Consider the following 22,567-nt stretch of genomic DNA (forward strand, 5'->3'; position numbering starts at 1 on the left):
TTTCGGGAGCAGGGCGGTTTGCCTGTTTCCATTATCCCGACGCCAGGCTTTTTCATTGCCCGGGCCGGCCCAGGGATCGAGCTTTGTCACCCCTTTCAGGAGAAGTATATGAGCAGCAAAGTAGCTTACGTCACTGGTGGTATGGGAGGGATAGGGACAGTCATTTGTCAGCGTCTGGCCAAAGACGGTTTTACCGTTATTGCAGGCTGCGGCCCCAACCGTGATTTTCAGAAATGGTTGGGTGAGCAGGCCGAGCTGGGCTACACATTTCATGCTTCGGTGGGCAACGTAGCAGACTGGGACTCGACCGTTGAGACGTTTAAAAAGGTATTTGCCGATTTTGGTCGTGTGGATGTTCTGGTCAATAATGCCGGGATTACACGCGACGGTACCTTCCGTAAAATGAGCCAGGAAGACTGGCGTGCGGTAATCGACACCAACCTGAACAGCCTGTTCAACGTGACCAAACAAGTTATTGATGGCATGGTAGAGCGCCAATGGGGCCGCATCATCAACATCAGTTCAGTAAACGGGCAGAAAGGGCAGTTTGGCCAGACCAACTACTCCACGGCTAAAGCCGGGATCCACGGCTTTACCATGGCTCTTGCCCAGGAGGTTGCCAATAAGGGGGTGACGGTCAATACTATTTCCCCCGGTTATATTGGTACGGACATGGTGCGTGCGATTCGCCCCGACGTTCTGGAGAAAATCGTGGCGACCATTCCAGTGGGCCGTTTGGGTACACCGGATGAAATTGGCTCCATGGTGGCCTGGCTGGCCTCGGGTGATTCCGGCTTTGCCACGGGTGCGGATTTCTCCTTGAACGGTGGCTTGCACATGAGCTAAGGCTTGTTGCAGTGCATAGCGCGTGTTTTTGATTTATTGATTAGGAAGTAAGCACCAGCATGGGATCCCCTCGACTCATCAAGAAATACCCCAATCGTCGCTTGTACGACACGCAGGCCAGCGCTTACATCACTATGGTCGATGTCAAGCAACTGGTCCTGTCAGGAGAGGAGTTCGCGGTCGTCGATGCCAAAAGCGGCGAGGACCTGACGCGCAGTATTCTGTTGCAGATCATTCTTGAGGAAGAAAGCGGGGGTATCCCCATGTTCTCCACTCCGGTGCTGATGCAGATCATCCGCTTTTATGGCAATGCCATGCAGGGGGTGATGGGCTCGTATCTGGAAAAGAACATTCAGGCCTTCATGGAAATCCAGGAGCGCATGACCGAACAGTCCAAAGGCGTCTACGGCGGTCAGTTCGGCCCCGAAGCCTGGGCGCAATTCATGAGCATACAGGCGCCTGTGATGCAAACCGTCATGAACAGCTATATCGATCAAAGCAAGAATCTGTTCGTGCAAATGCAGGACCAGATGCAGGATCAGACCCGGCAAATGTTCTCGGTCTTTCCCTTTGCGCCACCAGGCAAAGACAAGAAAGACTGATTTTTAGCCTGCTAGCGTTTTAAACGGGGTATGGCTGCTTAATGCTTCCTGATAGCGGGCCACATGGCCCGCTTCTTCATGCAGGAACTCTTCAATGGCGTGGGCAAAGCGGGGGTCAGCAATCCAGTGCGCCGAGCTGGTGGGAGTGGGCAGCAAACCTCGCGAGAGCTTATGCTCCCCTTGAGCACCGCCTTCAAAGAAACGCAGTTGCTGCGCAATGCAGAACTGAATTGCCTGGTTGTAGCAGGTCTCGAAATGCAGGCCTGGCACGTATCGAGTACAGCCCCAGTAACGTCCATAAAGTGTGTGTCCGTCCCGCAGCGACAGGGCGCAGGCTACATCTTGCCCATCTTGTTGCGCCAGAATCAGTACCAGAGAGTCGGGTAGATGTTCGTGCAGGCGCGCAAAGAAATCCCGATTCAGATAGGGGTGTTGTCCGCGCTCCTGATAGGTGTTGGCATAGCACTGGTAAAAGTAGTCCAGGTTCTGCTCGCTAATCTCCTGACCCTGTTTGTGCTCAAAGGACAGCCCCTGCTCGTAAACCTTGCGGCTGTCCTGTCGCATTTTTTTGCGCTTTTGTTGGGTCAGGGAAGCCAGGAAGTCTTCGTAGCTGGCGTAGTTCTGGTTTTGCCAGTGAAACTGCACATCGTGGCGAATCATGAAGCCCGCCTGCTCCAGAGCTTGCCTGTCCTCTGGATTCGGGAACAGGACATGCACAGAGGACAGCTGATTACTTTGCGTCAGCTGGATCAGTTGCCTGGCCAGCAGTACGCGGTCCTCCTGGGTGTGGGCCAGCAGGCGAGGGCCGCTGACGGGTGTAAAGGGGATGGCACACAGGAGCTTGGGGTAATAGTCCAGCCCATGGCGTTGATAAGCCTGAGCCCAGCCCTGATCAAACACATACTCGCCGCGCGAATGGTGCTTCAGATACAGGGGCACGGCACCACACAGCGTCTGTCCACGATGCATCAAGAGGTAATGTGGCGACCAGCCTGTCTGTGGAATGGCGCAGCCAGCTTCGTCCAATGACGTCAGAAAAGCATGACTGAGCAACAGGTGATGGCCAGAGAGCGCGTCCCAGTGTGCTGCGTCGAGCTGACTCAGCTGTGTGCAAAGTGAAAATTGGATCGGTTCAGTGCTGACCATGGCAAGGAGTACGTCGGTAAGCTCAACTTGAAACAGGGCTAGGGCATAGACCCTGACGGCTTTGTATACTAGCCAGCGTTTCACACAAAGGGAAGGCTTGATTGGTATTGTTGCCAGCGCTTGCCCAATAAGAGGAATTCATGAAGAAAATTACCTTGGCGCTGGGTACGTGGATGGTGCTGGCAGGTTCGGCTCAAGCGGGTCCTGCTTGTGAGTATTTGCGTAATTATGTCGCTTTACAGCCGCAATCCGGCGACGAGCTGCAGATGCAGGATCAGGAGGGGGCTTGTCTGGTTCGGAATGGACAATGGTCGGCCGGTTTTTCGTCAATGCTGCTGGCCTTTGATGAGCTGGTCTTGCGTGATGAAGGCTTGGCATCCTTGTCCGAGCGGCAAGTTATTCCAGACTCCATGGATCTACAAGTAAGCGGGATCTATGTTCTGACGGGACGTTTGCCAGGGCAGGACTACGTAATGCGCCTGCAAGCCAAGCCTATGGATTTTACTTTCAAGTACAAGTGGGACTCGGCCTCGGCACAATTGAATTTGGAGCAGGTTCGACTGCGTAGTCAGTACCTGCGTGAGGTTCGTGCTCAGGCGCAATTCGGGATTGAGTCGGCCGCAGGACGCCCCTTGGGTGCCGATGATCTTGAGCAGGCAGAGCTTAAAAGTCTGAATCTGTACCTGGATAATCAGAATCTGATCCAGTCCATGATCATGCCTGCGTTGGTGATGAACATGAGCATGTACGAAGACCCGCGCCCCGGAATTGAGAAGGCCTTGCTGGCCGCACGCACTTCTGTGCAGTTGATGCCTGACTCGGTGGCGGATCGGGACAGCCGTGATGCCTTGCTGGCATTTATTGCTCAGCTCCCCGCGCCTCAAGGGCGCTTGTCGTTGAATATGACAATGGATCCCCCTTGGCCAGCGGCACGTCTGGAGTCTGGCTTGTCTGTGGATCAGGTGCGTAAATTGATGTCTGGCATGAAGGTGCAAGCCAGATTCAATACAGGGCAAGAAGCCCCGTCTGTCTATGTCTGGCTGCGTGATCGTCTGCGTGATGGTTTGCGGTTTTTCGATCTTCGCAAGGATGACGCGGCGCGCTAATGAGCGTTTGGCCCTGGTGGCGGGAGGCCCTGTAATACCGGACCAACCCCATCTTGCTTGGGGTCTGCCATTGCCAGTGCGCAGGCTGCGCTCTCCTGCTTACGGAAAACGCAGCCCTTAGCCTGGTTTCGTCAGGCGTCGGGTAGCATGTTGTAGTTTCTGATCATGCTGTTGTAGTCGTTCTCCAGCTTGGAGAGCTGGTACTCCACATTGGCTTGCTTTGCGTCCGATGCCAGGGCTCGGCGCAGATCCTTCAAGCCCACCAGGAAGGTATTGAAGTTGCTGGACAGGGCAAACCACTTGGGCGCGTTGCCCAGCTGCGTTTTGGTGTCGGGATGTGCTTTGGCAAAGGCATCAGCCTTGTCGAAGGCGGCTTGATACGCTTGCTCGATTTTCTCGATGGACTGGCCAGTGAGCTGCTCGGACTCTGCCAACGTGCTGATGGCATCAACGGCGCGGCGGGCGGCCAGAGAGACATTCAGCGTGTGCCAAGCAAAGTTCTCGGTGCCGTAAGCCTCTTCAATCGCTACCAGCTGTTTTTCCCGCAGACTGTGATTGCGCTCCGAGACTGTTTGTCTGAGCGTGTCTTCCGCATCAAAGAAGCTGATGAACAGAGGCATGATCTGCTCGTCCAGCTTGCGGCCTTTCTTCATCTGGTCGTCAATATTGTCCTTGCGACTGTAATAGAGATCCGCTTCATTCATGACGGGAATCAGCTTTTCCAGCGTGTCAGCAAACACTTGACCAGGCTTGTCCAGTCCAGCGTCTGCTGGCGGCATGGCGATGGCATTGCGCATTTGGGTGATGCATTCGCGCGAGATGGAGTTGTTCTGCTCGTACACCTTGATCTTGAAGCTGGCGGCAATGCGGGTAGAGCCAGGCGTGGCGACAAGGTGTTGATATTCCTTGATGTAGTTCTGGGCGTGCTGGCTCAAGGGGCCGGCAACGTCATTCAGGCAGGCAATCACTGGCTGCAGTTTTTCGGCCAGTTGCATATCCTGTTTTTGCAGGTTGACCTCACCATTACCCAGAAGGGAGCTGCTGGAGGTGCCGACCTTCATTTCCTGTGGCAGCCAGGTATTGAATTGGCCACTGGCGTAGGCCCCGACGGCAATACCGATCGCGCCCAGGATCACAATACTTGTAAGTTTCTTCATTTTCGCGCTGTAGAGATAAGCTGCGCTGCCCCTGGAGAGGGGGCAGAGACATGTCTTTTGGGGGAGAGGGGGATTACTGCTCGAAGCCGCTGCGTTCGGCGGAAATGGCGCTGCAACTGCCCTGATCTTTCTCGCCTACCATGCGGCGATCACGGATGATGGTGCCGCTTGCCAGGTCAATTTCCCAAGCAATCGCGCCTTCATTCAGGCTGGCCTTGTTGTCGGCAAAGGTGCCTCGTTCCATTCTTTCGCTGCCCGAAGCAGGAACGTACACCCCAAAGGTGCCAGCCTCTTGATCCAGGGCGAAATTGAAGACCTGGGGCTTGCCAGAGGGGTCGGCAAACTCGCAAGTCAAATAGGTGGTGGCGGCAAAGGTGCTGGTGCTGGCCATCAGCAAGGCCAGGGCGGCACCTGCGGTTGCTGGTACTAGTTTCATGTCTTGATCCTTTAGTCGGCTGTCTCCAGCCAGTTCCGGTTGTTTTTGATTGACTGCAGAAAAAGTACGACTTGTCCCAGGATCACGCAGGCACGCGCTTGCTCCAGCGCTGGAGAAGAGGCGGCCTGGCTTTCATAAGGGATGTCGTCTTTCTTGAAACTCAGCTTGGCTGTGGATCGTGCACGTACAGCGTTGGCGGCACCCACGGGATGCCACTGTGTTCACGCACAGATAAGCTGATTGACGGGTTTTGAAGCACGATTAGAGGGGCTGGAGCTGACTTGTTATTCTGTGTTCTGGTCATGCTCAAGCTGGCTAATCACCCGCACGGGAAGGTTTATCGCACGGTGAGACTGCGGCCGTCAAGAAAATTTCGTGCTTGAAGTAGATGGGGGCGTACTGGCGGGATGGGAGTTACTGCAGGAAGGGGGGGCTTGTCTTGGGTTCGCCTTGTTTATTGTTTTGACGAAGCCGGACTATTTAAAAATAACAGGCATAAAAAAAACCGGAATAAATCCGGTTTTTTTAAATTTATCTGCAAGAAGCCGATAAATGAATTTGGTTGCGGGGGCAGGATTTGAACCTACGACCTTCGGGTTATGAGCCCGACGAGCTACCATGCTGCTCCACCCCGCGTCAGAAAAGTAACTATAACATAGTTTTTGATTATGTACATAGTGTGGCGTGTTTATTTCATCAATATTTGGCGATTGCCGCTGGAAGGGGCATAAAGGCTGGATAAAACGATCCTCAATTTTCTTGCGTCTTGCTGGTCGCAATGGTGTAATACGAACTGTGCTTACAGGTTCAGCCGGACTGGCATTTCAAAAAGTTCAAACGCGCAAGCGGCTTCCTGTATAGCGACCAGTTCTTGATGGCTGGCATCTGGCTTTGATAGCAGTCGGCTCCCCTACTAGGCGGGATGTCCCGGCAAAACGAATTTCTCTGTTTCTGGCTTTGCTTCAGGTTTAGGCAATCGATAAGCCCTGCGGTGGTCTGTTGGTGCCTTGATGTTGGCATTTGACAATGTAGACCTGTCGCCCCGATCAGTTATTGCCCCAAACGTTGTTGTGCTGTTTTCGCGTTCCGCCAATCCGGAGCGCCAATTCAAATCCAGTCCGATAGGGCTTGCGGACATACTCATCATCAGCATGTGTGCTTACACAACATTTTTAATTGCTTTTAAAGCGGCTGTTTCTGGTTTGAGCCAGGGCGGCGGGCTTGTGTGCGCGTCCGGCCCGATGCAAAAAGGCCCGATGATGGCGACGATGGTGATTCGGATGCGTGCTGCGGCTGCTGTGGTGGCCTTTGTTTGGGCTGGGGTTGTTGCCACATTGCTGATGGCTGGCCTGCGTGTTCTGGCTGTGGGCTGCGCCGCGCGCAAGATTGCAGATCAAAACAGCGGACAACAAAAAAGCCAGCACAAATTGGCTGGCTTGTTTGATTCTGCTAAGCAGTTCCGGGTGATGGTTGCGGGGGCAGGATTTGAACCTACGACCTTCGGGTTATGAGCCCGACGAGCTACCATGCTGCTCCACCCCGCGCCGGAAAAGATAAATACTAACATGGAATTTTTGCTTTATGCAAGTATCGCCAGAAAGTGAGGCTTCCCAGCAGTGACTGAAAGTGAAATAATCCGAGTCCTGGAGACGGCTTTGCTGTGTGCACAGCAGCCCATGAACAGCGCCGAGTTGCGCAAAATGTTTGTCTCCCCGCCGTTGAGCGCGGATGATCTGCGCCGTTATCTGGCTATCTTGCAATTGGATTGGAAAGAGCGTGGCCTGGAATTGGTTCAGGTTGCCTCGGGTTGGCGCTTTCAAAGTCGCCCGGCCATGCAAGTGTTTTTGTCCCGTCTTAGTCTGGAGCGCGCGCCCAAGTATTCGCGGGCCGTGCTGGAAACCTTGGCGATTATTGCTTGGCGGCAACCTGTTACCCGTGGGGATATTGAGGACATACGTGGTGTGAGCGTATCGACTCAAATTGTGCGTACCCTGGAGGATCGGGGCTGGATTGAAGTGCTGGGCTATCGTGATGCGCCTGGACGCCCGGCATTGCTGGGAACGACCCGTCAGTTTCTGAATGATCTGGGTCTGCGCTCTTTGGATGAGTTGCCTTCGGTTGAAACTCTGGACTCCCTGGATGCCTTGGCTTCCTTGCCAAACGGGCAAGCAGCTGCGTCGGCTGATCAGGAGCAGAACAAAGAATTGGATCAAGAACGGGATCAGCAACAGGATCAACAGCAAGATCAACAGCAGGGTGGGGATCATCAGGATCAGAGCCAGGAGCAAGCGGCAGAGCAGGGTGCAGAGCAAGAGTCTGCATCTGTGGCAGGGCAGCAAACTGGTTCCGAAGCAGGGCAAGAAATAGAACTAGAAGCAGAGCAAGACGCTGCTTTGGAAGTGGGCATGGAGCCGCTACAGGCCTCTGTTGCTCAGCTTGAGCTGGAGTCCGAACCGGATTTCGAGCCAGGCAGTCAGGACGATTTGCTTGAGGCAGTTTCAGAAGCGGAGCTGCCACAAACCGAACAAGCTGAAGTGAATACGACACCGGACCCCGTGGATGAGGCCCAGGCTGCGGCTGGCCTATCGGATATACAGGTACCGGACGAAATAAAAAACTCTGGAGTAAATGATTAAAAATGACTGATTCGCACGAGACGAACACAGCCTCCATGTCGGACGCCTCTAGCGCGGCCGACCCCAAGAATCCCCGCGCGAAGGGCCAGGGGCGCAAGCTGCGCACGCCGTTTCGCCGCCGTCGTGGCGATGCCACGCAAGAGTCGGCTCCCCGCCAGAATGAAGAGGTCCAGGCGGCCGCTCCTGGTGAGGCCAAGGCCCGCCCAGCTCGCCCACAAAACAATCGACGCAAACCTGCGGCTGCTGGTCGTCGTCCAGATACACGCAGTGGCGCCAACAAGCGACCAGGCAACACCCAGGCCGCTCGTTACTCCAACCCTGCTGACGACGCTCCGGTTGTGATTCTGGATGGTGATGATGACATCGCATTCAGCCATCTGGACAAACAAAGTCGTTTGTCGCAGCGCCTGGGTAAGTACATGGGCAGCGACTTGGTGCAGCCTAAATTGCACAAGGTGCTGGCTGAAGCCGGTATCGGTTCGCGCCGCGACATGGAAGAGCTGATCGTTGCAGGTCGTGTCTCAGTGAATGGCGAACCTGCCCATATCGGTCAACGTGTCAGTACCGATGACAAGGTGCGTATCAATGGTCAATTGATCAATCGTGCGAACACCAAGCGTCCTCCGCGCGTGATTCTGTATCACAAGCCGGCTGGCGAAATTGTCACGCACGACGATCCCGAAGGCCGTGCCACCGTGTTTGGTCGCCTGCCTTCCCTGAAAGTGGGCAAGTGGTTGTCGGTCGGTCGACTGGATTTGAATACCGAGGGTTTGCTGATCTTCACGACATCGGGTGATATTGCCAACCGCATGATGCATCCGCGCTACGGTGCCGAGCGTGAATACGCTGTACGTGTTCTGGGTGAGCTGAGCGAAGAGCAAATGCAATCCATGCGCGATGGCGTGCAGTTGGAAGACGGTGTGGCCAAGTTCGGCATGATCGAATTTTTGGGTGGCGAAGGCAGCAACCGTTGGTATCGCGTCACTATTCATGAAGGCCGTAACCGTGAAGTGCGCCGTATGTTTGAAGCGATGGGTGTGACGGTCAGCCGTCTGATTCGCACTCGTTTTGGGGATGTGGGTCTGCCTAAAAATCTGCGCCGTGGCCGTTGGGAAGAATTGGATGCTGATGTGGTGATGGCATTCATGCTGCGCCTGGGGCTGGTGAAAGAGTCGGATGACGAAGGCACCCACCAGCGTCGCGAACGTCAACCTCTGTCCCACGACAGCGCTTTGCCTCCCGGTTTCGGTACGCTGGAGCACAACGGTCTGAGTGGTGCTCGCATGGGGCGTGGTGGTCGTGTGGCAGGTCGCGGTCGCTCCTCAAATAATGTGCGTGTAAACGAATCCGTCAGCGGTGCCTTGTTCATTAGCGGTGGTCTGGCCAATGGCCATCCTGATGGTGGTCGTCGTGAACACGGTGGTCAAGGGCGTGGTGCTCCACGTAGCGGTCAGGGTGTCCGTGGTGGCCAGCAACGCGGTCGTTCGGCGGAAGGGCGTTCTTCGGAAGGACGCGCGCATGAAGGTCGCAGTCGCGAGGGGCGTTCGCAGGAAGGTGCACGTGTGCACAATGGCCGCCGTCCAGTGCGTGGCGACCAGGCGCGCGGTGAGCAGGGGCGTGGTGATCAGGCCCGTGGTGGTCACGCTCGCGGTGCTCAGGAAGGACGTGCGCCTTCGGCCCGTCGCGGCGCGTCCGATCGTGCCGGAGCCGGGCAAACGCCCAAGGCTCATGTGAAGAAAACAACGGTGGTGCGCCGTGTCAGCCGTCGTGATGATGACTGGCAACCAGCCAGCTCGGCGGCCCATGAATCCCACCTGGGACGCGGGCGCCGGTAAAGCCAGGACGCACGGACTTTGAGTTTGTGGCCCGAACCCTGCGGTTTGGGCCTGTAAGGCCGTGTGAATGCACGTATTTTCCGGTTTTCTGGTAGAATATAGAACTTGGCTCAGAGACGTTTGTGTCGGCTGGGTCTTTTTTGATGCTGCGCGCCAGCGAATAGGGCGGTCTTTCAAGGCAGAGACCGCGTGGATCATCCGGTTCGGTTGCGCCTGCAACTATCCCGATTTGACGTTGGCAATGCGCAAGACCAGGGCCCGCTTGATTCTCAAGCGTGCATGGTGACCATGGGCTGGCGTACAGCCCATTTTTTTTGGATTTTATGGCAGACATTCTAGCTTTGGCACAAGAGACCCTGGCGGGTACCGAGTACGAACTGGTGGACGTGGAGCGTGCGCCGCTAGGCTTGTTACGCATCGTCATCGATCACCCGGAAGGGGTGCGTATCGAACACTGTGAATGGGTGTCTAAACAATTATCACGCGTTTTCGAAGTGGAAAACGTGGATTACAAGCGCATGGAAGTGGCCTCGCCGGGGATAGATCGCCCCTTGTTGCGTATTGGCGATTACGTGCGCTTTGCGGGCAGTCGGGTGCAGGTGCGCCTGCACGAGGCGCTCGACAATCGGAAAGTGTTTGTGGGTACGCTCCACGCTCCTGAAGGGGCGCTACCGGCTAGTGTTCCGCTGGATACCGTTTTTAGGCTGGAACTGGACGAAGCATCGGGCAAGCTGACGCAGGTCGAATTCACCTATGACCAGGTGGATCGTGCCAAATTGGATCCCGTTCTTGATTTCAAGGGTAAGAAGCGATGAGTCGCGAAATTCTATTGCTGGTCGATGCGCTGGCGCGTGAAAAATCCGTAGCGCGTGATGTCGTGTTCACCGCGCTCGAGAGCGCCTTGGCCTCGGCCATGAAAAAGCGCTTCAAGGAAGATGTCGATATCCGTGTGGAAATCGACAGGGAAACCGGCGCCCACGAAGGCTTCCGGCGCTGGCTGGTCGTGCCCGACGAGGCCGGTCTGCAAGAGCCCGACAAGCAGGAGATGCTGTCGGACGCCCAGGAGATCGATCCCGAGCTGCAAGTGGACGATTACATCGAAGAGCCACTCGAGCCTATCGAGTTTGGCCGTATCGGTGCCCAGGCTGCCAAGCAGGCCATCCTGCAAAAAATCCGTGATGCCGAGCGTGAGCAAGTGCTCAACGACTTTCTGGAGCGTGGTGAGACCATCGTTTCCGGTACGGTCAAGCGCATGGACAAGGGCGATGCCATTATCGAAATGGGCAAGATTGAAGCACGTTTGCCTCGTTCGGAAATGATCCCCAAGGAAAATATCCGCGTGGGCGACCGTGTCCGTGCCTGGGTACAGAAGGTGGACTACGCAGCACGTGGCCAGCAGGTCATCTTGTCGCGTACAGCACCTGAATTCATTAAAGAACTGTTCGAGAACGAAGTACCCGAGATCGAACAGGGCCTGCTGGAAATCAAGGCCGCTGCCCGTGATGCGGGTGTGCGCGCCAAGATCGCTGTTATTGCTTACGACAAGCGTATCGATCCTATCGGTACTTGTGTGGGCATGCGAGGTTCGCGCGTTACTGCGGTGCGTAACGAGCTGGGCGGCGAGCAGGTCGATATCGTGTTGTGGGCCGATGATCCGGCCGAATTCGTGATCGGTGCTCTGGCACCGGCGCACGTCGAATCCATTCTGGTGGACGAAGACAAGCACGCCATGGATGTGGTGGTAGACGAAGAAAACCTGCCCAAGGCGATTGGTTCGCGTGGTCAGAACGTGCGTCTGGCATCGGAATTGACGGGCTGGCAGATCAACATCATGACACCGGAAGAAAGCCGCAACCGTCAGGACGAAGAGCGCGAAGAATTGCGCGCTACCTTCATGTCCCGTCTGGATGTGGACGAAGCCGTGGCCGATATTCTGATCGACGAAGGGTTTACCGGTCTGGAAGAAATCGCTTATGTGCCTATGCAGGAATTGCAGGACATCGAAGCCTTTGACGAAGAAACCGTCAACGAGCTGCGTGCCCGCGCCCGCAATGCGCTGCTGAGCGAGGCCATCGCCAAGGAAGAATTGGTACAGACCGCGGTCAAGGAATTGGCAGGAGTCGAGGGCATGACGCCTGAGCTGATCGCCGTACTGGCCGAAAACGAGATTACAACGCTGGATGAACTGGCGGAACTGGCAACGGACGAACTGTCCGAGATGACCGGCCTGGCGCAAGATGCGGCCAGCGAACTGATCATGCGTGCCCGTGCCCACTGGTTTGACGACGAGGCCTGATATGTCTAGCTAGGTCCCGCGCGTTGTATTCATTAAGAATAGTTGTAGTAAAGCAAGAGAGAGTCGAATGTCGAGTAACACTGTCGCCCAGTTCGCTCAAGAACTGAAAATGCCTGCGAATGTTCTGCTGGAGCAGTTGCGTAGCGCAGGTATTGAGCTCAAATCAGTTGATGACGCCATCACTGATTCGGATAAGGCGAAGCTGCTTGAATCGTTGCGCCGCTCGCACGGCAGTCAGGAAGGCAACAAGATCACCCTGACTCGCCGTCAAACATCGGAGATCCGTCAGGATGACGGATCGGGTCGCTCCCGCACGATTCAGGTGGAAACACGCAAAAAACGCGTGTTTGTAAAGCGTGATCCCTCCGAGCTGGTGGCAGAAGCCAATGCGGCATTGGCACAGGAAAATGCAAAGGAGCAAGCTGCTCAGGCCCAGGCGGTCAGTCAGGAAAAGCAAGCTGTTGAACAGGCGCCTGCCGCGCCTGTCAGCAAGCCCGTAGATCCTGTGGCAGCAACTCCTGAAGCTCCTGTGAAAGAGCAAGCCCCTGTCGAGCCCAAGCCAGAGCCTGAGCCCGAAGTGGTCGCTGCTCCCGAGCCGACTCCTGTTGCCGAGCCTGCGCCCGAACCTGCTGCTCCTGCACAGCCCGTTGAGGCTGCTCAGGAAGATACAAAGAAACCCGAGCCTCAGCCTCAGGAACAAGCACCTGCTGCAACGGAGCCATCCGAAGCCGCGGCAGCGCCTGTTCAGGAAAAGGCCGAATCGGCTCCCTCTCCTACGGCCCAAGAAAAGCCCGTGGAACCTACTAAATCTGTAAACGACGCCCGTCAAGCTAACTCTGTGAATAAAAATCAGCACCCTCAAGGGACTAAAACGCCCACTTCGACTGGAAAACCTCGGGATATGGCCGCTACTGGTCAGCGCCGTGCAGTGCGTGGCCCGGTGATTCCTCCTGTTGCCGCCGATGTGGAGCAAGACCAGGATCGTGATCGCGCCCGTAAGGCCGCAGAGGCCGAAGCCGCTGCGTTGCGCGATATGTTGAACCGTCCTCGTAAGGTCTTGCGTGCTCCCGAGCCAGAGGCTGATAGCAAGGCAGGTGCCAAGGGCGCTCAGAAGAAAGACGCCAAAGGCTCCAAGACCGAGAAGGCCCCGGGCAAACCCGTCAAGACTGACAGCACCCCTGGCTGGACCAGCGATGCCAGCCGCAAGAAGCAGCCTTCCAAAGCTGATGTGGCTTCCGCCGGTGCCGGTGGTGGTCGTGAAGGCTGGAAAGCCAATGCCAAGGCAGGTCGTGGCAAGGGTGGTCGTGGTGGCCGCAACGCTCAGGCCGAGCGCCGTGAACCACAAGTGGCAGAATTCATTGCCCGTGAAGTACACGTGCCGGAAACCATTTCGGTCAGCGATCTGGCTCACCGGATGGCCGTCAAGGCTGCCGAGGTGATCAAGCACCTGATGAAGCTGGGTCAGATGGTTACCATCAACCAGGTTCTGGATCAGGAAACAGCCATGATTCTGGTCGAAGAGCTGGGTCACAAGGCGATTGCTGCCAAGCTGGACGATCCTGAAGCCTTCCTGGTCGATACCGATGCTCAGAACGACGCCGAACTGAAGCCCCGTGCTCCAGTGGTAACTGTCATGGGTCACGTTGACCACGGTAAGACTTCGCTGCTGGACTACATCCGTCGTGCCAAGATCGCCTCGGGCGAGGCCGGTGGTATTACACAGCACATCGGTGCGTACAACGTCAAGACAGAACGTGGCACGGCCACGTTCCTGGACACCCCCGGTCACGAAGCCTTTACGGCCATGCGTGCTCGCGGTACCAAAGCCACTGACGTGGTGATTCTGGTGGTGGCCTCCGATGACGGTGTGATGCCCCAGACCCGTGAAGCCATTCACCACGCTCGCGCCGCTGGCGTGCCGCTGGTGGTGGCGATCAACAAGATTGATAAACCTGAAGCTAATCCAGAGCGCGTCAAGCAGGAACTGGTAGCCGAAGAAGTGGTGCCTGAAGAATACGGTGGCGATGTGCCCTTTATTCCTGTGTCGGCCAAAACCGGCCAGGGCATCGACGAATTGCTGGAAAACGTGCTGCTGCAGGCCGAAATGCTGGAGTTGAAAGCTCCGGTTGACGCACCTGCCAAGGGTACGGTTATTGAAGCCCGTCTGGACAAGGGCCGCGGTCCTGTGGCCACCATCCTGGTTCAAAGCGGTACCTTGAACCGTGGTGACAGCGTGCTGGTTGGCGCCTCCTTCGGTCGCGTTCGCGCCATGCTGAACGAAACCGGCAAGTCGCTGAATTCGGCTGGTCCGTCGATTCCTGTAGAAATCCAGGGTCTGACTGAAGTGCCCGCTGCGGGTGATGAACTGGTTGTGATGGCTGACGAACGTAAAGCTCGTGAGATCGCGCTGTTCCGTCAAGGCAAGTTCCGTGATGTGAAACTGTCGCGTCAACAGGCCGCCAAGCTGGAGTCCATGTTCGACAACCTGGGCGAAGGCATGCAAACCCTGTCGCTCATCATCAAGACCGACGTTCAGGGCTCGCAAGAAGCGCTGGTACAGTCGCTGGTCAAGCTGTCTACCGACGAAGTGCGTGTGGTGGTTGTACACGCCGCCGTGGGTGGTATTTCCGAGAGCGACGTCAACCTGGCGATTGCCTCCAACGCGGTAGTGATCGGCTTTAACGTCCGTGCCGAGCAAAGCGCCAAGAAACTGGCTGAAGCCAACGGCATTGATCTGCGTTACTACAACATCATTTACGATGCAGTTGACGAGGTCAAAGCAGCCCTGTCCGGCATGCTGGCTCCCGAGCAGCGCGAAGAAGTCATCGGTATGGTTGAAATCCGCGAAGTCTACAACGTGTCGCGTATTGGCAATATCGCCGGTTGTATGGTTACCGAAGGCGTGGTCCGTCGCGATTCGCAAGTTCGCTTGCTGCGCAACAACGTCGTGCACTGGAGTGGCTACCTGGATTCCCTGCGCCGCTTCAAGGACGACGTCAAGGAAGTGCGTTCCGGCTTCGATTGCGGTATCACGCTGCGTGGCAACAACGACATCCAAGTGGGCGACCAGCTTGAGATCTTCGAGATCAAAGAGATCGCCCGGACACTGTAATTTATGGCACGACACAAGTCCAAACCAAACCCAGGGCGCAACCTGCGCCTGGCCGACCAGATTCAGAAGGATCTGGCGGTTCTGATCCAGCGCGAGATCGACATGACCCGCGCTGGTCTGATTACCTTGACCGGCGTGGAGCTGTCTCCAGACTACGCACACGCCAAAGTGTATTACTCGGTGCTGGGCGCCGAGCCCGAAGTCGCTCAGGCGGCTTTGACCGAGAAGGCCGGTTGGTTGCATTCGCTGCTGTTCAAGCTGCTGCACATCCACACGGTTCCTACTCTGCATTTTCATCACGACCGACAGTTGGAACGCGGCATGGAGCTCTCCAAGCTCATCGACAGCGCCAACCAGGCCGATAGCGAATTGACTGGCTCTGCTTCCAAATCGGACGAGCCAGACGAACAGCCCTGACGCGGCTGTTGTTTCTTCACGGATTGACACACGATGGCTACGCGAAAACGCGGGCAGTTGATTGATGGTGTGCTGCTACTGGACAAGTCCGACGGAATGTCCAGCAACCACGCTTTGCAGCGTGCCCGCCGCACTCTGGATGCCCGCAAAGCTGGCCATACTGGAACCCTGGACCCGTTTGCAACGGGCCTGCTGGTTTGCTGTTTTGGCCGGGCTACCAAGATTTCCGCCACGATGCTGGAAGCAGACAAAGCCTATGAAGCTACCTTGCAGTTTGGGCAGGAAACCGATTCAGGTGACTTGACCGGCAATGTGGTGTCCCAGGCTCCGGCAGATTTTGCCGGTGTCACCCTCGAGGCGCTGGAGGCAGTTCTACCTGCTTTCCGAGGACCCATTACCCAGGTGCCGCCCATGTATTCCGCGCTCAAGCGCGATGGCAAGCCCCTGTATGAATATGCCCGTCAGGGTATAGAGCTGGAACGTGAGGCACGACATCTCGTGATTCACGATTTGCAGGTGCAAGACTTTACGCCGCAATCGGCGCGTTTGTTTGTACGTTGCAGCAAGGGAACCTATATCCGGACCCTGGCGCAAGACATTGGACGTGCTCTGGGGTGTTTTGCCCATCTGACGGCCTTGCGCCGGACAGAATTAGGACCTTTTCATATCGACGACGCCTACACCCTGGACGGGTTGCAGGCGATGGAAGACCCGATGTCGGCCTTGCTGGCCATCGAGAGCTTGCCTACCGAGATTTTGCCCAAAAAACTTCAATCAGAAGGATGAGTTATGAGACGCGCATTGCGCAATGTGGCCATTATTGCCCACGTTGACCACGGGAAGACCACCCTGGTCGATCAATTGTTGAGACAGGCAGGTACGTTCCGTGACAACGAACATATCTCCGAACGTGTCATGGACTCGGGCGATATCGAGAAAGAACGCGGTATTACCATTCTGGCGAAGAACTGTGCCGTTGAATACGAAGGCACCCACATCAACATTATCGACACCCCCGGTCACGCTGACTTTGGTGGTGAGGTCGAACGCGTGCTGTCCATGGTTGACGGCGTGTTGTTGCTGGTGGATGCGGTTGAAGGCCCCATGCCTCAAACCCGCTTTGTGACTCGCAAAGCTCTGGAACTGGGTCTGCGTCCGATTGTGGTGGTCAACAAGGTTGACCGTCCCGGCGCCCGTCCTGACTTCGCGATCAACGCCACGTTCGACTTGTTCGACAAACTGGGCGCGACCGACGAACAGCTGGATTTCCCCATCATTTACGCATCGGGTCTGTCGGGCTACGCCGGTTTGACCGAAGACGTGCGTGAAGGCGATATGCGTCCTTTGTTCGACGCTATCCTGGAGCATGTGCCTCAGCGTGAGGACGACGTCAACGCACCGTTGCAGTTGCAGATCTGTTCGCTGGACTACAGCTCCTACGTGGGCAAGATCGGTGTAGGCCGTGTGAACCGTGGCCGCGTGCGCGCTGCCCAGGACGTGGTCGTGAAATTTGGTCCTGATGGCGAAGTCATCAAAGGCCGTATCAATCAGGTTCTGAAGTTCAAGGGCCTGGAGCGTGTATCGGTAGATGAAGCTGAAGCCGGCGACATCGTGCTGATCAACGGTATTGAAGAGCTGGGCATTGGTTGCACGGTGACCGATCCTGCTCACCAGGAAGCTCTGCCTTTGCTGCGCATTGACGAGCCTACGCTGACCATGAACTTCATGGTGAACACCTCGCCTCTGGCCGGTCGTGAAGGCAAGTTCGTGACCAGCCGTCAGTTGCGTGACCGTCTGGACCGTGAATTGAAGTCCAACGTGGCTTTGCGTGTTAACGAAACCGACGACGACACCGTATTTGAAGTGTGCGGTCGCGGTGAGTTGCACTTGACCATTCTGATCGAAAACATGCGTCGTGAAGGCTATGAAATGGCCGTGTCGCGTCCACGCGTGCTGATTCGTGAAGAGAACGGCGTCAAGATGGAGCCCTACGAGCAGCTGACCGTGGACGTCGAAGACGGCCACCAAGGTGGCGTGATGGAAGAACTGGGTCGCCGTCGCGGTGACTTGCAGGATATGGTTGCCGATGGCCGTGGTCGTACACGTCTGGAGTACCGTATTCCCGCCCGTGGCCTGATCGGTTTCCAGGGCGAGTTCATGACGCTGACACGCGGTACCGGCTTGATGAGCCACACCTTTGACGAGTTCCGCCCCATGCGCGAAGGCACGGTTGGCGAGCGTCGTAACGGCGTGCTGATCAGCCAGGACGACGGTGATGCCGTGGCCTACGCCTTGTGGAAGCTGCAGGATCGTGGTCGCATGTTCGTGTCCCCGGGTGATGCTCTGTACGAAGGCATGATCATCGGTATTCACAGCCGCGACAACGACCTGGTGGTTAACCCCATCAAGGAAAAGAAACTGACCAACGTGCGTGCTTCCGGCAAGGACGAGCATATTGATCTGGTTCCACCTATTCGTCTGACTCTTGAATACGCCGTGGACTTCCTGGATGACGACGAGCTGGTTGAAGTGACTCCCAAGTCCATTCGCCTGCGCAAGCGTTACCTGAAAGAACACGAGCGCCGTCGCAGCCAACGCGAAAGTTAATTTTTCGGGTTTAGCGATACGAGAAAACGCCTGCTTGATGCAGGCGTTTTTTTTGTCTTACTATGGTTGGCGTCAGCCGGATTTAGAACGCGGTATTAAAAAGCTGGGGTGTATGCATAAGCACCCCAGCTTGATTTTTAAATTCAAGAAAGGGTGTGGGATAAATAAAATTGATTAAGTGGCTTATTGAGTCTGATGGGTTGCTTTAATCTCTGCTTAATACCTGCCTGATACAAACTGGCTGGACACATTACCAAGCTCGCTTTGCAAAGTCTCAGTTGTAGCTGGGCATCTTCTTGTTTTTGAAAAGATTTTTTCATTGCAAGAGCCGGTGCGCAGTTTCCCCCATTAAGGAGAATACTGATGGTGCAGCATATTGTGATTGTAGGTGGTGGTATTGGCGGTACGATGACCGCCAATCATTTAGTGACCAAGCTATACCCGGAAATTCGCTCTGGTAAAGTCCGCATTACCATGCTGTCCAACTCTCCCTGGCATTATTACAAGCCCGCTTTTATGTACGTGGCTTTTGATGCTTTTTTTCGGGACGAGTTGCGACGTCCGCAAATTTCACTTTTGCGCCCCGAAATTGATTTTCAGCTAGAGGAAGTCAGTGGTTTTGACTTCAAGGCCAGCCGCCTGCACTGCGCCAGTGGCAAGAAGATTGATTACGACTACCTGGTGCTGTCTACGGGCTGCGTGCCCTCTCCGGAAAAAATTGAAGGTTTGAAAGAGGGCGGTGACCACTTCTATCAGCATGCTCCTGCGCGTCAACTGGCTGACCGCCTGAGCAAGCTGGAAAAAGGCCGCGTATTGGTAACGGTCACCTTCCCCAAAACTCATAACGTCCCTCACCAGTGCGGTATTGCACCGGTAGAAACAACCTTGATGCTGGACGAGTACCTGCGTCGTCGTGGTGTACGCGACAAGGTAGAGATTGCTTATACCTATCCCACGACCTCCCAGCTTTTGCGTAACTGCCTGTTCATGCAGAACGAGGTTTGTCAGGTCTTGCCTCCCATTTTTGAGGATCGTGACATCAAGCATCAACGCGGTTTCACCCTGAGCCGTGTGGACCCTGAACGCAAGATTGCCTATTCCGAAGAAGGCGCAGAAGAGCCGTTCGACCTCCTGATGGCGACTCCTCCCATTACGGCGGTGCCTGCTGTACGTGACTCGGGGATTTCTCAAGCCGCCGACAACGAAGGCTGGGTCCCCACCGATCACCAAACCATGAAGGTGCTGGGGCTGGACAATGTATACGTGCTGGGTGACACGGTGGACCTGCCTATCAGTAAAGCGGGCGGCTCCTGCCATAACCAATCGCCCGTAGTGGTCAACAACCTGGCCTCAGAGTTGCGATTTGGGCGCACCAGCGACGAATACGATGGCCGGGTGGTGGCGGTAGCCCAAATGGGTCTGGAGGGCGGTATGCCGCTCTGGTACGACTACAAGGAGGATGTGCATCCCACGCCGCCCACCAAACTGGGTGGACTGCTGCGCAAGGGTTTTAACCGGGGTATTTACTGGGCCGTGGCCCGTGGCTTGGTCTAATTCAGGAGAGACAGATGAATTCGGTATCGGATAAATCCTTGAATCCCGGTGATGCGGGCGCTGCTCAGAAGTCCCCTTCCGCCCTGGAAAGCCTGCTTGGAGAGGATCCGGGCATCAAGGGCCTGGATGAACTGATCGGCAAGATCGAACCTTTGCTGGCCGGTGGTCGCCTTAATCGGGTGGTGGATGCGGTGTCCCTGCTGGCCGATCTGGTGGATATGACGGACGACTATATGCTCGAAAAGCTTATGAAGGGCTTTGAGGAGGGCATAGGGGCCGCCTGGTCGGTTGGAAATGCGGCACGTATGGCTTCGGATCAGGTGCGGGCCACGGAGACCACACCGACCCTGATGGGCCTGATACGACTGGCCAAGGAGCCGGAAGTGCGTCGCGGCCTGACTTTCTTTTTGATGATGGCCGGTGTGATGGGGCGCCAGATGCGTTATCAGGACCTGGATCACACGGGGGATTGACACGGCCGCTGTATCGCTAAAGAAAAAAGGGCGGCTTGTGAAAGCGGCCCTTTTTTCTTGTTCGGCACCTCAGCACCTCAGCACCTCAGCACCTCAGCACCTCAGCACCTCAGCACCTCAGCACCTCAGCGTTCAGTGATTCAAAAATGCCATTTGGCGCTTTTCCACGATACGGAAAATGCCCACCAGAATGAAGGACACGCACAGGTAAATCAGTGCAGCAATCCCGTAGGAGGTGAAGGTTTGATAGGTGGCCGCATTGGCGTCACGAGCAATCTTGAGCAGATCCGGGACGGTGGCTGTAAAGGCCAGCGAGGTGGCATGCAGCATCAGCACCACTTCATTGCTGTAAGCAGGCAGCACACGGCGCAGGGCTTGCGGCAGAATCACGCGGCGGTACAAGGTCCAGCCGGACATGCCATACGCACGGGCCGACTCGACTTCACCGGGAGGCATGGAGCGGATGGCTCCGGCAAAAATCTCGGTGGTGTAGCCAACAGTGTTCAAGGTCAGTGCCAGAATCATGCAATTGAAGCCGCTCATGAAGAAGGCTTCCAGTGCAGGTACGGATTTGACGATGGCCAGCTTGTACATGGCGGTGTAGATCAGCAGGATCTGCACGTACAAGGGGGTGCCACGGAAAAAGTAGGTGAAGGCACCGATAGGACGCGATAGCCAGGCCTTGCCCGAGACACGGCCAATGGCCATGAAAATCGACAGGAAAAAGCCGATGGCAACCGAGATCACCAGCAGCCAAAGTGTCATGGCCAGACCCGAGAGCTGACCATTGCTTTGGTACAGATAGGCGCGCCAGAATTCGTTCAGAACATCCATTAGAACTGTGCTCCTTTCACGCCAATGTTGTAGCGTCGTTCCAGGTAGCCCAGTCCAATATTGCTGACGGCGGTCAGGCCCAGATAGATCAGGGCAGTGATGCCCACAAAGAGGAAGGAGTTGAAGGTCGCGTTACCGGCATTTTGCGCAATCTTGACCACATCGCTCAGGCCGATCAGGGACACCAGCGCGGTGGATTTGAGCAGGATTTGCCAGTTATTGCCCAGTCCGGGCAGGGCGTAGCGCATCATTTGAGGAATCTGGATGCGATGCAGAACTTGCCAGGCGCTCCAGCCACAGGCTTTGCCCGCTTCCATTTGGCCCTTGGGGATAGCCATCAGGGCGCCACGGAAGGTTTCGGCAAAGTAAGCACCATAAATAAAGCCCAGCGTGACCACACCGGCTCCGAAGGGATCGATCTCGATCATGTCCCATTCCAGCCAGTCAGTCAGTTCGTTCAGCCAGATTTGCAAGCTGAAAAAGAACAACATCAAAAGCACCAGATCCGGGACGCCCCGGATCAAGGTGGTATACAAACCGCCCACCCATCGCAGCAGCGAGGTGCGGGACAGTTTCATCAGGGCAGCGACCAGACCCAGCACCAGGGAAACCAGCAGCGAGAGCACTGCCAGTTTGATGGTTTCCCAGGTGCCGACCAGCAACTGCGGCCCATAACCGTAAAGCAACATGGTTCAGGTATCCAGGTCAGGGCGCGATGCGAATGTTTTCTTTTTGGAAGTATTTGTCGGCAAAGGTCTGCATGGTGCCATCGGCCTTCATTTCACGCAGAACTTCATCAACGGTTTTCTTGAGTTTCTTGTTGCCCTTGCGAATACCCATGGCGATAGGCTCGTTCAGGATGGGGCTGTCGTCCACGGTGCTGCCAGTCAGCTCAAAGTCGGCACCGGCAGGCTTGGTCAAAAAGCCTTCAACGGCGTTCTGGGCTTCCTGGAAGGTGGCGTCCACGCGGCCACCGGCCAGGTCATTGAAGGCGTCGGTGTAGCTGGGGTAAGCCACGATGGTGACACCGTTGTTGGCCCAGTTCTGGCGCGCATAGGTTTCCATGGTGGTGCCTTGCTGCACACCGACACGCTTGCCTTTCAGGGATTCGGCGGTGGGCTCCAGACCGCTGCCTTTGCGGGCGGCCAGGCGAACCGGCACGATATACATGGGCTCGCTAAAGTCGATCACCTTGGCGCGTGCCTCGGTGGCGGTCATGGTGGAGTTGGCCAGATCGAATTTGCGCGCTTGCAGGCCGGGGATCAAGCTGTCAAAGGACTGATCGATCCACACGCACTTGGCTTGCAGGCGCTTACAGATTTCGTTGCCGATGTCGATGTCAAAGCCTTGCAGCTCGCCACTGGGGTCCAGAAACTCGAAGGGGGGATAACCCGCCTCAGTGGCAAAACGGATTTCGGACGGCCCGGCTGCATGGGCAGCAGCGGGCACCAAGGCACTGCAAAAAGCCACCATCAGGAGGCGGGCAAGCATTTTGTTCATGTGGAGGACT

The 22,567-nt window shown here is 56.1% G+C and carries 20 protein-coding genes and 2 tRNA genes; 14 read left to right on the forward strand and 8 right to left on the reverse strand.

Features of this window, described 5'->3' with window-relative positions; genetic code table 11:
- The first annotated feature begins 108 nt into the window (after positions 1–108).
- Together phbB and phaR are read left to right on the forward strand one after the other, a co-directional pair.
- Positions 109–846, forward strand: a complete 738-nt coding sequence (gene phbB, locus NIZ92_RS05420) for an acetoacetyl-CoA reductase (RefSeq protein WP_009457629.1) — start codon at positions 109–111, stop codon at positions 844–846.
- A 59-nt stretch (positions 847–905) separates the two neighbouring features.
- The gene (gene phaR / locus NIZ92_RS05425; RefSeq protein ID WP_009457627.1) at positions 906–1,448 is read left to right on the forward strand and encodes a polyhydroxyalkanoate synthesis repressor PhaR; all 543 of its coding nucleotides are present in this window, start codon (positions 906–908) and stop codon (positions 1,446–1,448) included.
- A 3-nt stretch (positions 1,449–1,451) separates the two neighbouring features.
- On the opposite strand, the gene NIZ92_RS05430 is transcribed toward phaR, so the two are convergent.
- On the reverse strand, positions 1,452–2,594 hold the full coding sequence (locus NIZ92_RS05430) for a GNAT family N-acetyltransferase (protein WP_254002825.1): 1,143 nt from the start codon (positions 2,592–2,594) through the stop codon (positions 1,452–1,454).
- Between the two features lie 140 nt (positions 2,595–2,734).
- On the opposite strand from NIZ92_RS05430, the gene NIZ92_RS05435 reads away from it, so the two are divergent.
- A complete protein-coding gene (locus NIZ92_RS05435; protein ID WP_254002826.1) occupies positions 2,735–3,700 on the forward strand; it encodes a hypothetical protein in 966 nt (321 codons plus the stop codon).
- A gap of 131 nt (positions 3,701–3,831) precedes the next feature.
- Here NIZ92_RS05435 and NIZ92_RS05440 read toward each other — a convergent pair whose 3' ends face one another.
- Both NIZ92_RS05440 and NIZ92_RS05445 read right to left on the reverse strand, forming a co-directional pair.
- Positions 3,832–4,857, reverse strand: a complete 1,026-nt coding sequence (locus NIZ92_RS05440) for a DUF3829 domain-containing protein (RefSeq protein ID WP_254002827.1) — start codon at positions 4,855–4,857, stop codon at positions 3,832–3,834.
- 73 nt (positions 4,858–4,930) lie between these two features.
- Positions 4,931–5,293: a hypothetical protein gene (locus NIZ92_RS05445; RefSeq protein ID WP_083053988.1), complete on the reverse strand. Its 363-nt coding sequence runs from the start codon at positions 5,291–5,293 to the stop codon at positions 4,931–4,933.
- Between the two features lie 375 nt (positions 5,294–5,668).
- Between NIZ92_RS05445 and NIZ92_RS05450 the strand changes: the two genes are divergently transcribed.
- Positions 5,669–5,845, forward strand: a complete 177-nt coding sequence (locus NIZ92_RS05450) for a hypothetical protein (protein ID WP_254002828.1) — start codon at positions 5,669–5,671, stop codon at positions 5,843–5,845.
- A gap of 7 nt (positions 5,846–5,852) precedes the next feature.
- Here NIZ92_RS05450 and NIZ92_RS05455 read toward each other — a convergent pair.
- Positions 5,853–5,929: transfer RNA gene (locus tag NIZ92_RS05455), tRNA-Met, on the reverse strand.
- Between the two features lie 831 nt (positions 5,930–6,760).
- A tRNA-Met gene (locus tag NIZ92_RS05460) sits at positions 6,761–6,837 on the reverse strand.
- A 72-nt stretch (positions 6,838–6,909) separates the two neighbouring features.
- On the opposite strand from NIZ92_RS05460, the gene scpB reads away from it, so the two are divergent.
- From scpB to NIZ92_RS05510, 10 genes are all read left to right on the forward strand, one after another.
- A complete protein-coding gene (gene scpB / locus NIZ92_RS05465; protein ID WP_254002829.1) occupies positions 6,910–7,929 on the forward strand; it encodes an SMC-Scp complex subunit ScpB in 1,020 nt (339 codons plus the stop codon).
- Positions 7,930–7,964: 35 nt separating this feature from the next.
- Complete coding sequence (rluB, locus tag NIZ92_RS05470; RefSeq protein WP_254002830.1) at positions 7,965–9,764, forward strand: 23S rRNA pseudouridine(2605) synthase RluB; 1,800 nt, start codon at positions 7,965–7,967, stop codon at positions 9,762–9,764.
- A gap of 323 nt (positions 9,765–10,087) precedes the next feature.
- Positions 10,088–10,579 carry a ribosome maturation factor RimP gene (gene rimP / locus NIZ92_RS05475; RefSeq protein ID WP_009457607.1) on the forward strand — a complete coding sequence of 164 codons (492 nt, stop codon included), beginning with the start codon at positions 10,088–10,090 and terminating at the stop codon, positions 10,577–10,579.
- Positions 10,576–12,060, forward strand: a complete 1,485-nt coding sequence (nusA, locus tag NIZ92_RS05480) for a transcription termination factor NusA (RefSeq protein WP_035270771.1) — start codon at positions 10,576–10,578, stop codon at positions 12,058–12,060. Before rimP ends, nusA begins: the two co-directional genes overlap by 4 nt.
- A 67-nt stretch (positions 12,061–12,127) precedes the next feature.
- A complete protein-coding gene (infB, locus tag NIZ92_RS05485) occupies positions 12,128–15,172 on the forward strand; it encodes a translation initiation factor IF-2 (RefSeq protein ID WP_254002831.1) in 3,045 nt (1,014 codons plus the stop codon).
- Positions 15,173–15,175: 3 nt separating this feature from the next.
- Complete coding sequence (gene rbfA / locus NIZ92_RS05490; RefSeq protein ID WP_009457603.1) at positions 15,176–15,589, forward strand: 30S ribosome-binding factor RbfA; 414 nt, start codon at positions 15,176–15,178, stop codon at positions 15,587–15,589.
- Between the two features lie 33 nt (positions 15,590–15,622).
- Positions 15,623–16,375 carry a tRNA pseudouridine(55) synthase TruB gene (gene truB, locus NIZ92_RS05495; RefSeq protein ID WP_022983561.1) on the forward strand — a complete coding sequence of 251 codons (753 nt, stop codon included), beginning with the start codon at positions 15,623–15,625 and terminating at the stop codon, positions 16,373–16,375.
- A 3-nt stretch (positions 16,376–16,378) separates the two neighbouring features.
- Positions 16,379–18,196, forward strand: coding sequence for a translational GTPase TypA (gene typA / locus NIZ92_RS05500; RefSeq protein WP_009457601.1), 1,818 nt, complete (start codon positions 16,379–16,381; stop codon positions 18,194–18,196).
- Between the two features lie 363 nt (positions 18,197–18,559).
- Entirely contained in the window at positions 18,560–19,750 is a 1,191-nt protein-coding gene (locus NIZ92_RS05505; RefSeq protein WP_035275100.1) for an FAD/NAD(P)-binding oxidoreductase, read from the forward strand.
- Between the two features lie 14 nt (positions 19,751–19,764).
- A complete protein-coding gene (locus tag NIZ92_RS05510; RefSeq protein WP_170978586.1) occupies positions 19,765–20,223 on the forward strand; it encodes a DUF1641 domain-containing protein in 459 nt (152 codons plus the stop codon).
- Positions 20,224–20,355: 132 nt separating this feature from the next.
- Here the strand turns inward: NIZ92_RS05510 and hisM are convergent, their stop codons facing one another.
- From hisM to NIZ92_RS05525, 3 genes are read right to left on the reverse strand one after another with little or no spacing between them, the layout of a single operon-like run.
- A complete protein-coding gene (hisM, locus tag NIZ92_RS05515) occupies positions 20,356–21,057 on the reverse strand; it encodes a histidine ABC transporter permease HisM (protein ID WP_022983563.1) in 702 nt (233 codons plus the stop codon).
- Entirely contained in the window at positions 21,057–21,746 is a 690-nt protein-coding gene (locus tag NIZ92_RS05520) for an ABC transporter permease (protein WP_009457595.1), read from the reverse strand. Before NIZ92_RS05520 ends, hisM begins: the two co-directional genes overlap by 1 nt.
- A 16-nt stretch (positions 21,747–21,762) precedes the next feature.
- Complete coding sequence (locus tag NIZ92_RS05525) at positions 21,763–22,557, reverse strand: ABC transporter substrate-binding protein (RefSeq protein WP_009457593.1); 795 nt, start codon at positions 22,555–22,557, stop codon at positions 21,763–21,765.
- Positions 22,558–22,567: the final 10 nt, after the last annotated feature.

Source organism: Alcaligenes sp. 1735tsa3 (assembly GCF_024134565.1).
GTDB classification, from domain to species: domain Bacteria; phylum Pseudomonadota; class Gammaproteobacteria; order Burkholderiales; family Burkholderiaceae_B; genus Alcaligenes; species Alcaligenes phenolicus.

Excerpts from the sequence above, each read along its gene's own strand:
- NIZ92_RS05505 (WP_035275100.1), top strand. The coding sequence starts at position 18,560 with ATGGTGCAGCATATTGTGATTGTAGGTGGTGGTATTGGCGGTACGATG.
- NIZ92_RS05430 (WP_254002825.1), bottom strand. The coding sequence starts at position 2,594 with ATGGTCAGCACTGAACCGATCCAATTTTCACTTTGCACACAGCTGAGT.
- hisM (WP_022983563.1), bottom strand. The coding sequence starts at position 21,057 with ATGGATGTTCTGAACGAATTCTGGCGCGCCTATCTGTACCAAAGCAAT.
- NIZ92_RS05510 (WP_170978586.1), top strand. The coding sequence starts at position 19,765 with ATGAATTCGGTATCGGATAAATCCTTGAATCCCGGTGATGCGGGCGCT.
- phbB (WP_009457629.1), top strand. The coding sequence starts at position 109 with ATGAGCAGCAAAGTAGCTTACGTCACTGGTGGTATGGGAGGGATAGGG.
- typA (WP_009457601.1), top strand. The coding sequence starts at position 16,379 with ATGAGACGCGCATTGCGCAATGTGGCCATTATTGCCCACGTTGACCAC.
- rluB (WP_254002830.1), top strand. The coding sequence starts at position 7,965 with ATGTCGGACGCCTCTAGCGCGGCCGACCCCAAGAATCCCCGCGCGAAG.
- infB (WP_254002831.1), top strand. The coding sequence starts at position 12,128 with ATGTCGAGTAACACTGTCGCCCAGTTCGCTCAAGAACTGAAAATGCCT.
- rbfA (WP_009457603.1), top strand. The coding sequence starts at position 15,176 with ATGGCACGACACAAGTCCAAACCAAACCCAGGGCGCAACCTGCGCCTG.
- nusA (WP_035270771.1), top strand. The coding sequence starts at position 10,576 with ATGAGTCGCGAAATTCTATTGCTGGTCGATGCGCTGGCGCGTGAAAAA.
- NIZ92_RS05445 (WP_083053988.1), bottom strand. The coding sequence starts at position 5,293 with ATGAAACTAGTACCAGCAACCGCAGGTGCCGCCCTGGCCTTGCTGATG.
- NIZ92_RS05520 (WP_009457595.1), bottom strand. The coding sequence starts at position 21,746 with ATGTTGCTTTACGGTTATGGGCCGCAGTTGCTGGTCGGCACCTGGGAA.
- NIZ92_RS05435 (WP_254002826.1), top strand. The coding sequence starts at position 2,735 with ATGAAGAAAATTACCTTGGCGCTGGGTACGTGGATGGTGCTGGCAGGT.
- NIZ92_RS05525 (WP_009457593.1), bottom strand. The coding sequence starts at position 22,557 with ATGAACAAAATGCTTGCCCGCCTCCTGATGGTGGCTTTTTGCAGTGCC.
- NIZ92_RS05440 (WP_254002827.1), bottom strand. The coding sequence starts at position 4,857 with ATGAAGAAACTTACAAGTATTGTGATCCTGGGCGCGATCGGTATTGCC.
- phaR (WP_009457627.1), top strand. The coding sequence starts at position 906 with ATGGGATCCCCTCGACTCATCAAGAAATACCCCAATCGTCGCTTGTAC.
- rimP (WP_009457607.1), top strand. The coding sequence starts at position 10,088 with ATGGCAGACATTCTAGCTTTGGCACAAGAGACCCTGGCGGGTACCGAG.
- truB (WP_022983561.1), top strand. The coding sequence starts at position 15,623 with ATGGCTACGCGAAAACGCGGGCAGTTGATTGATGGTGTGCTGCTACTG.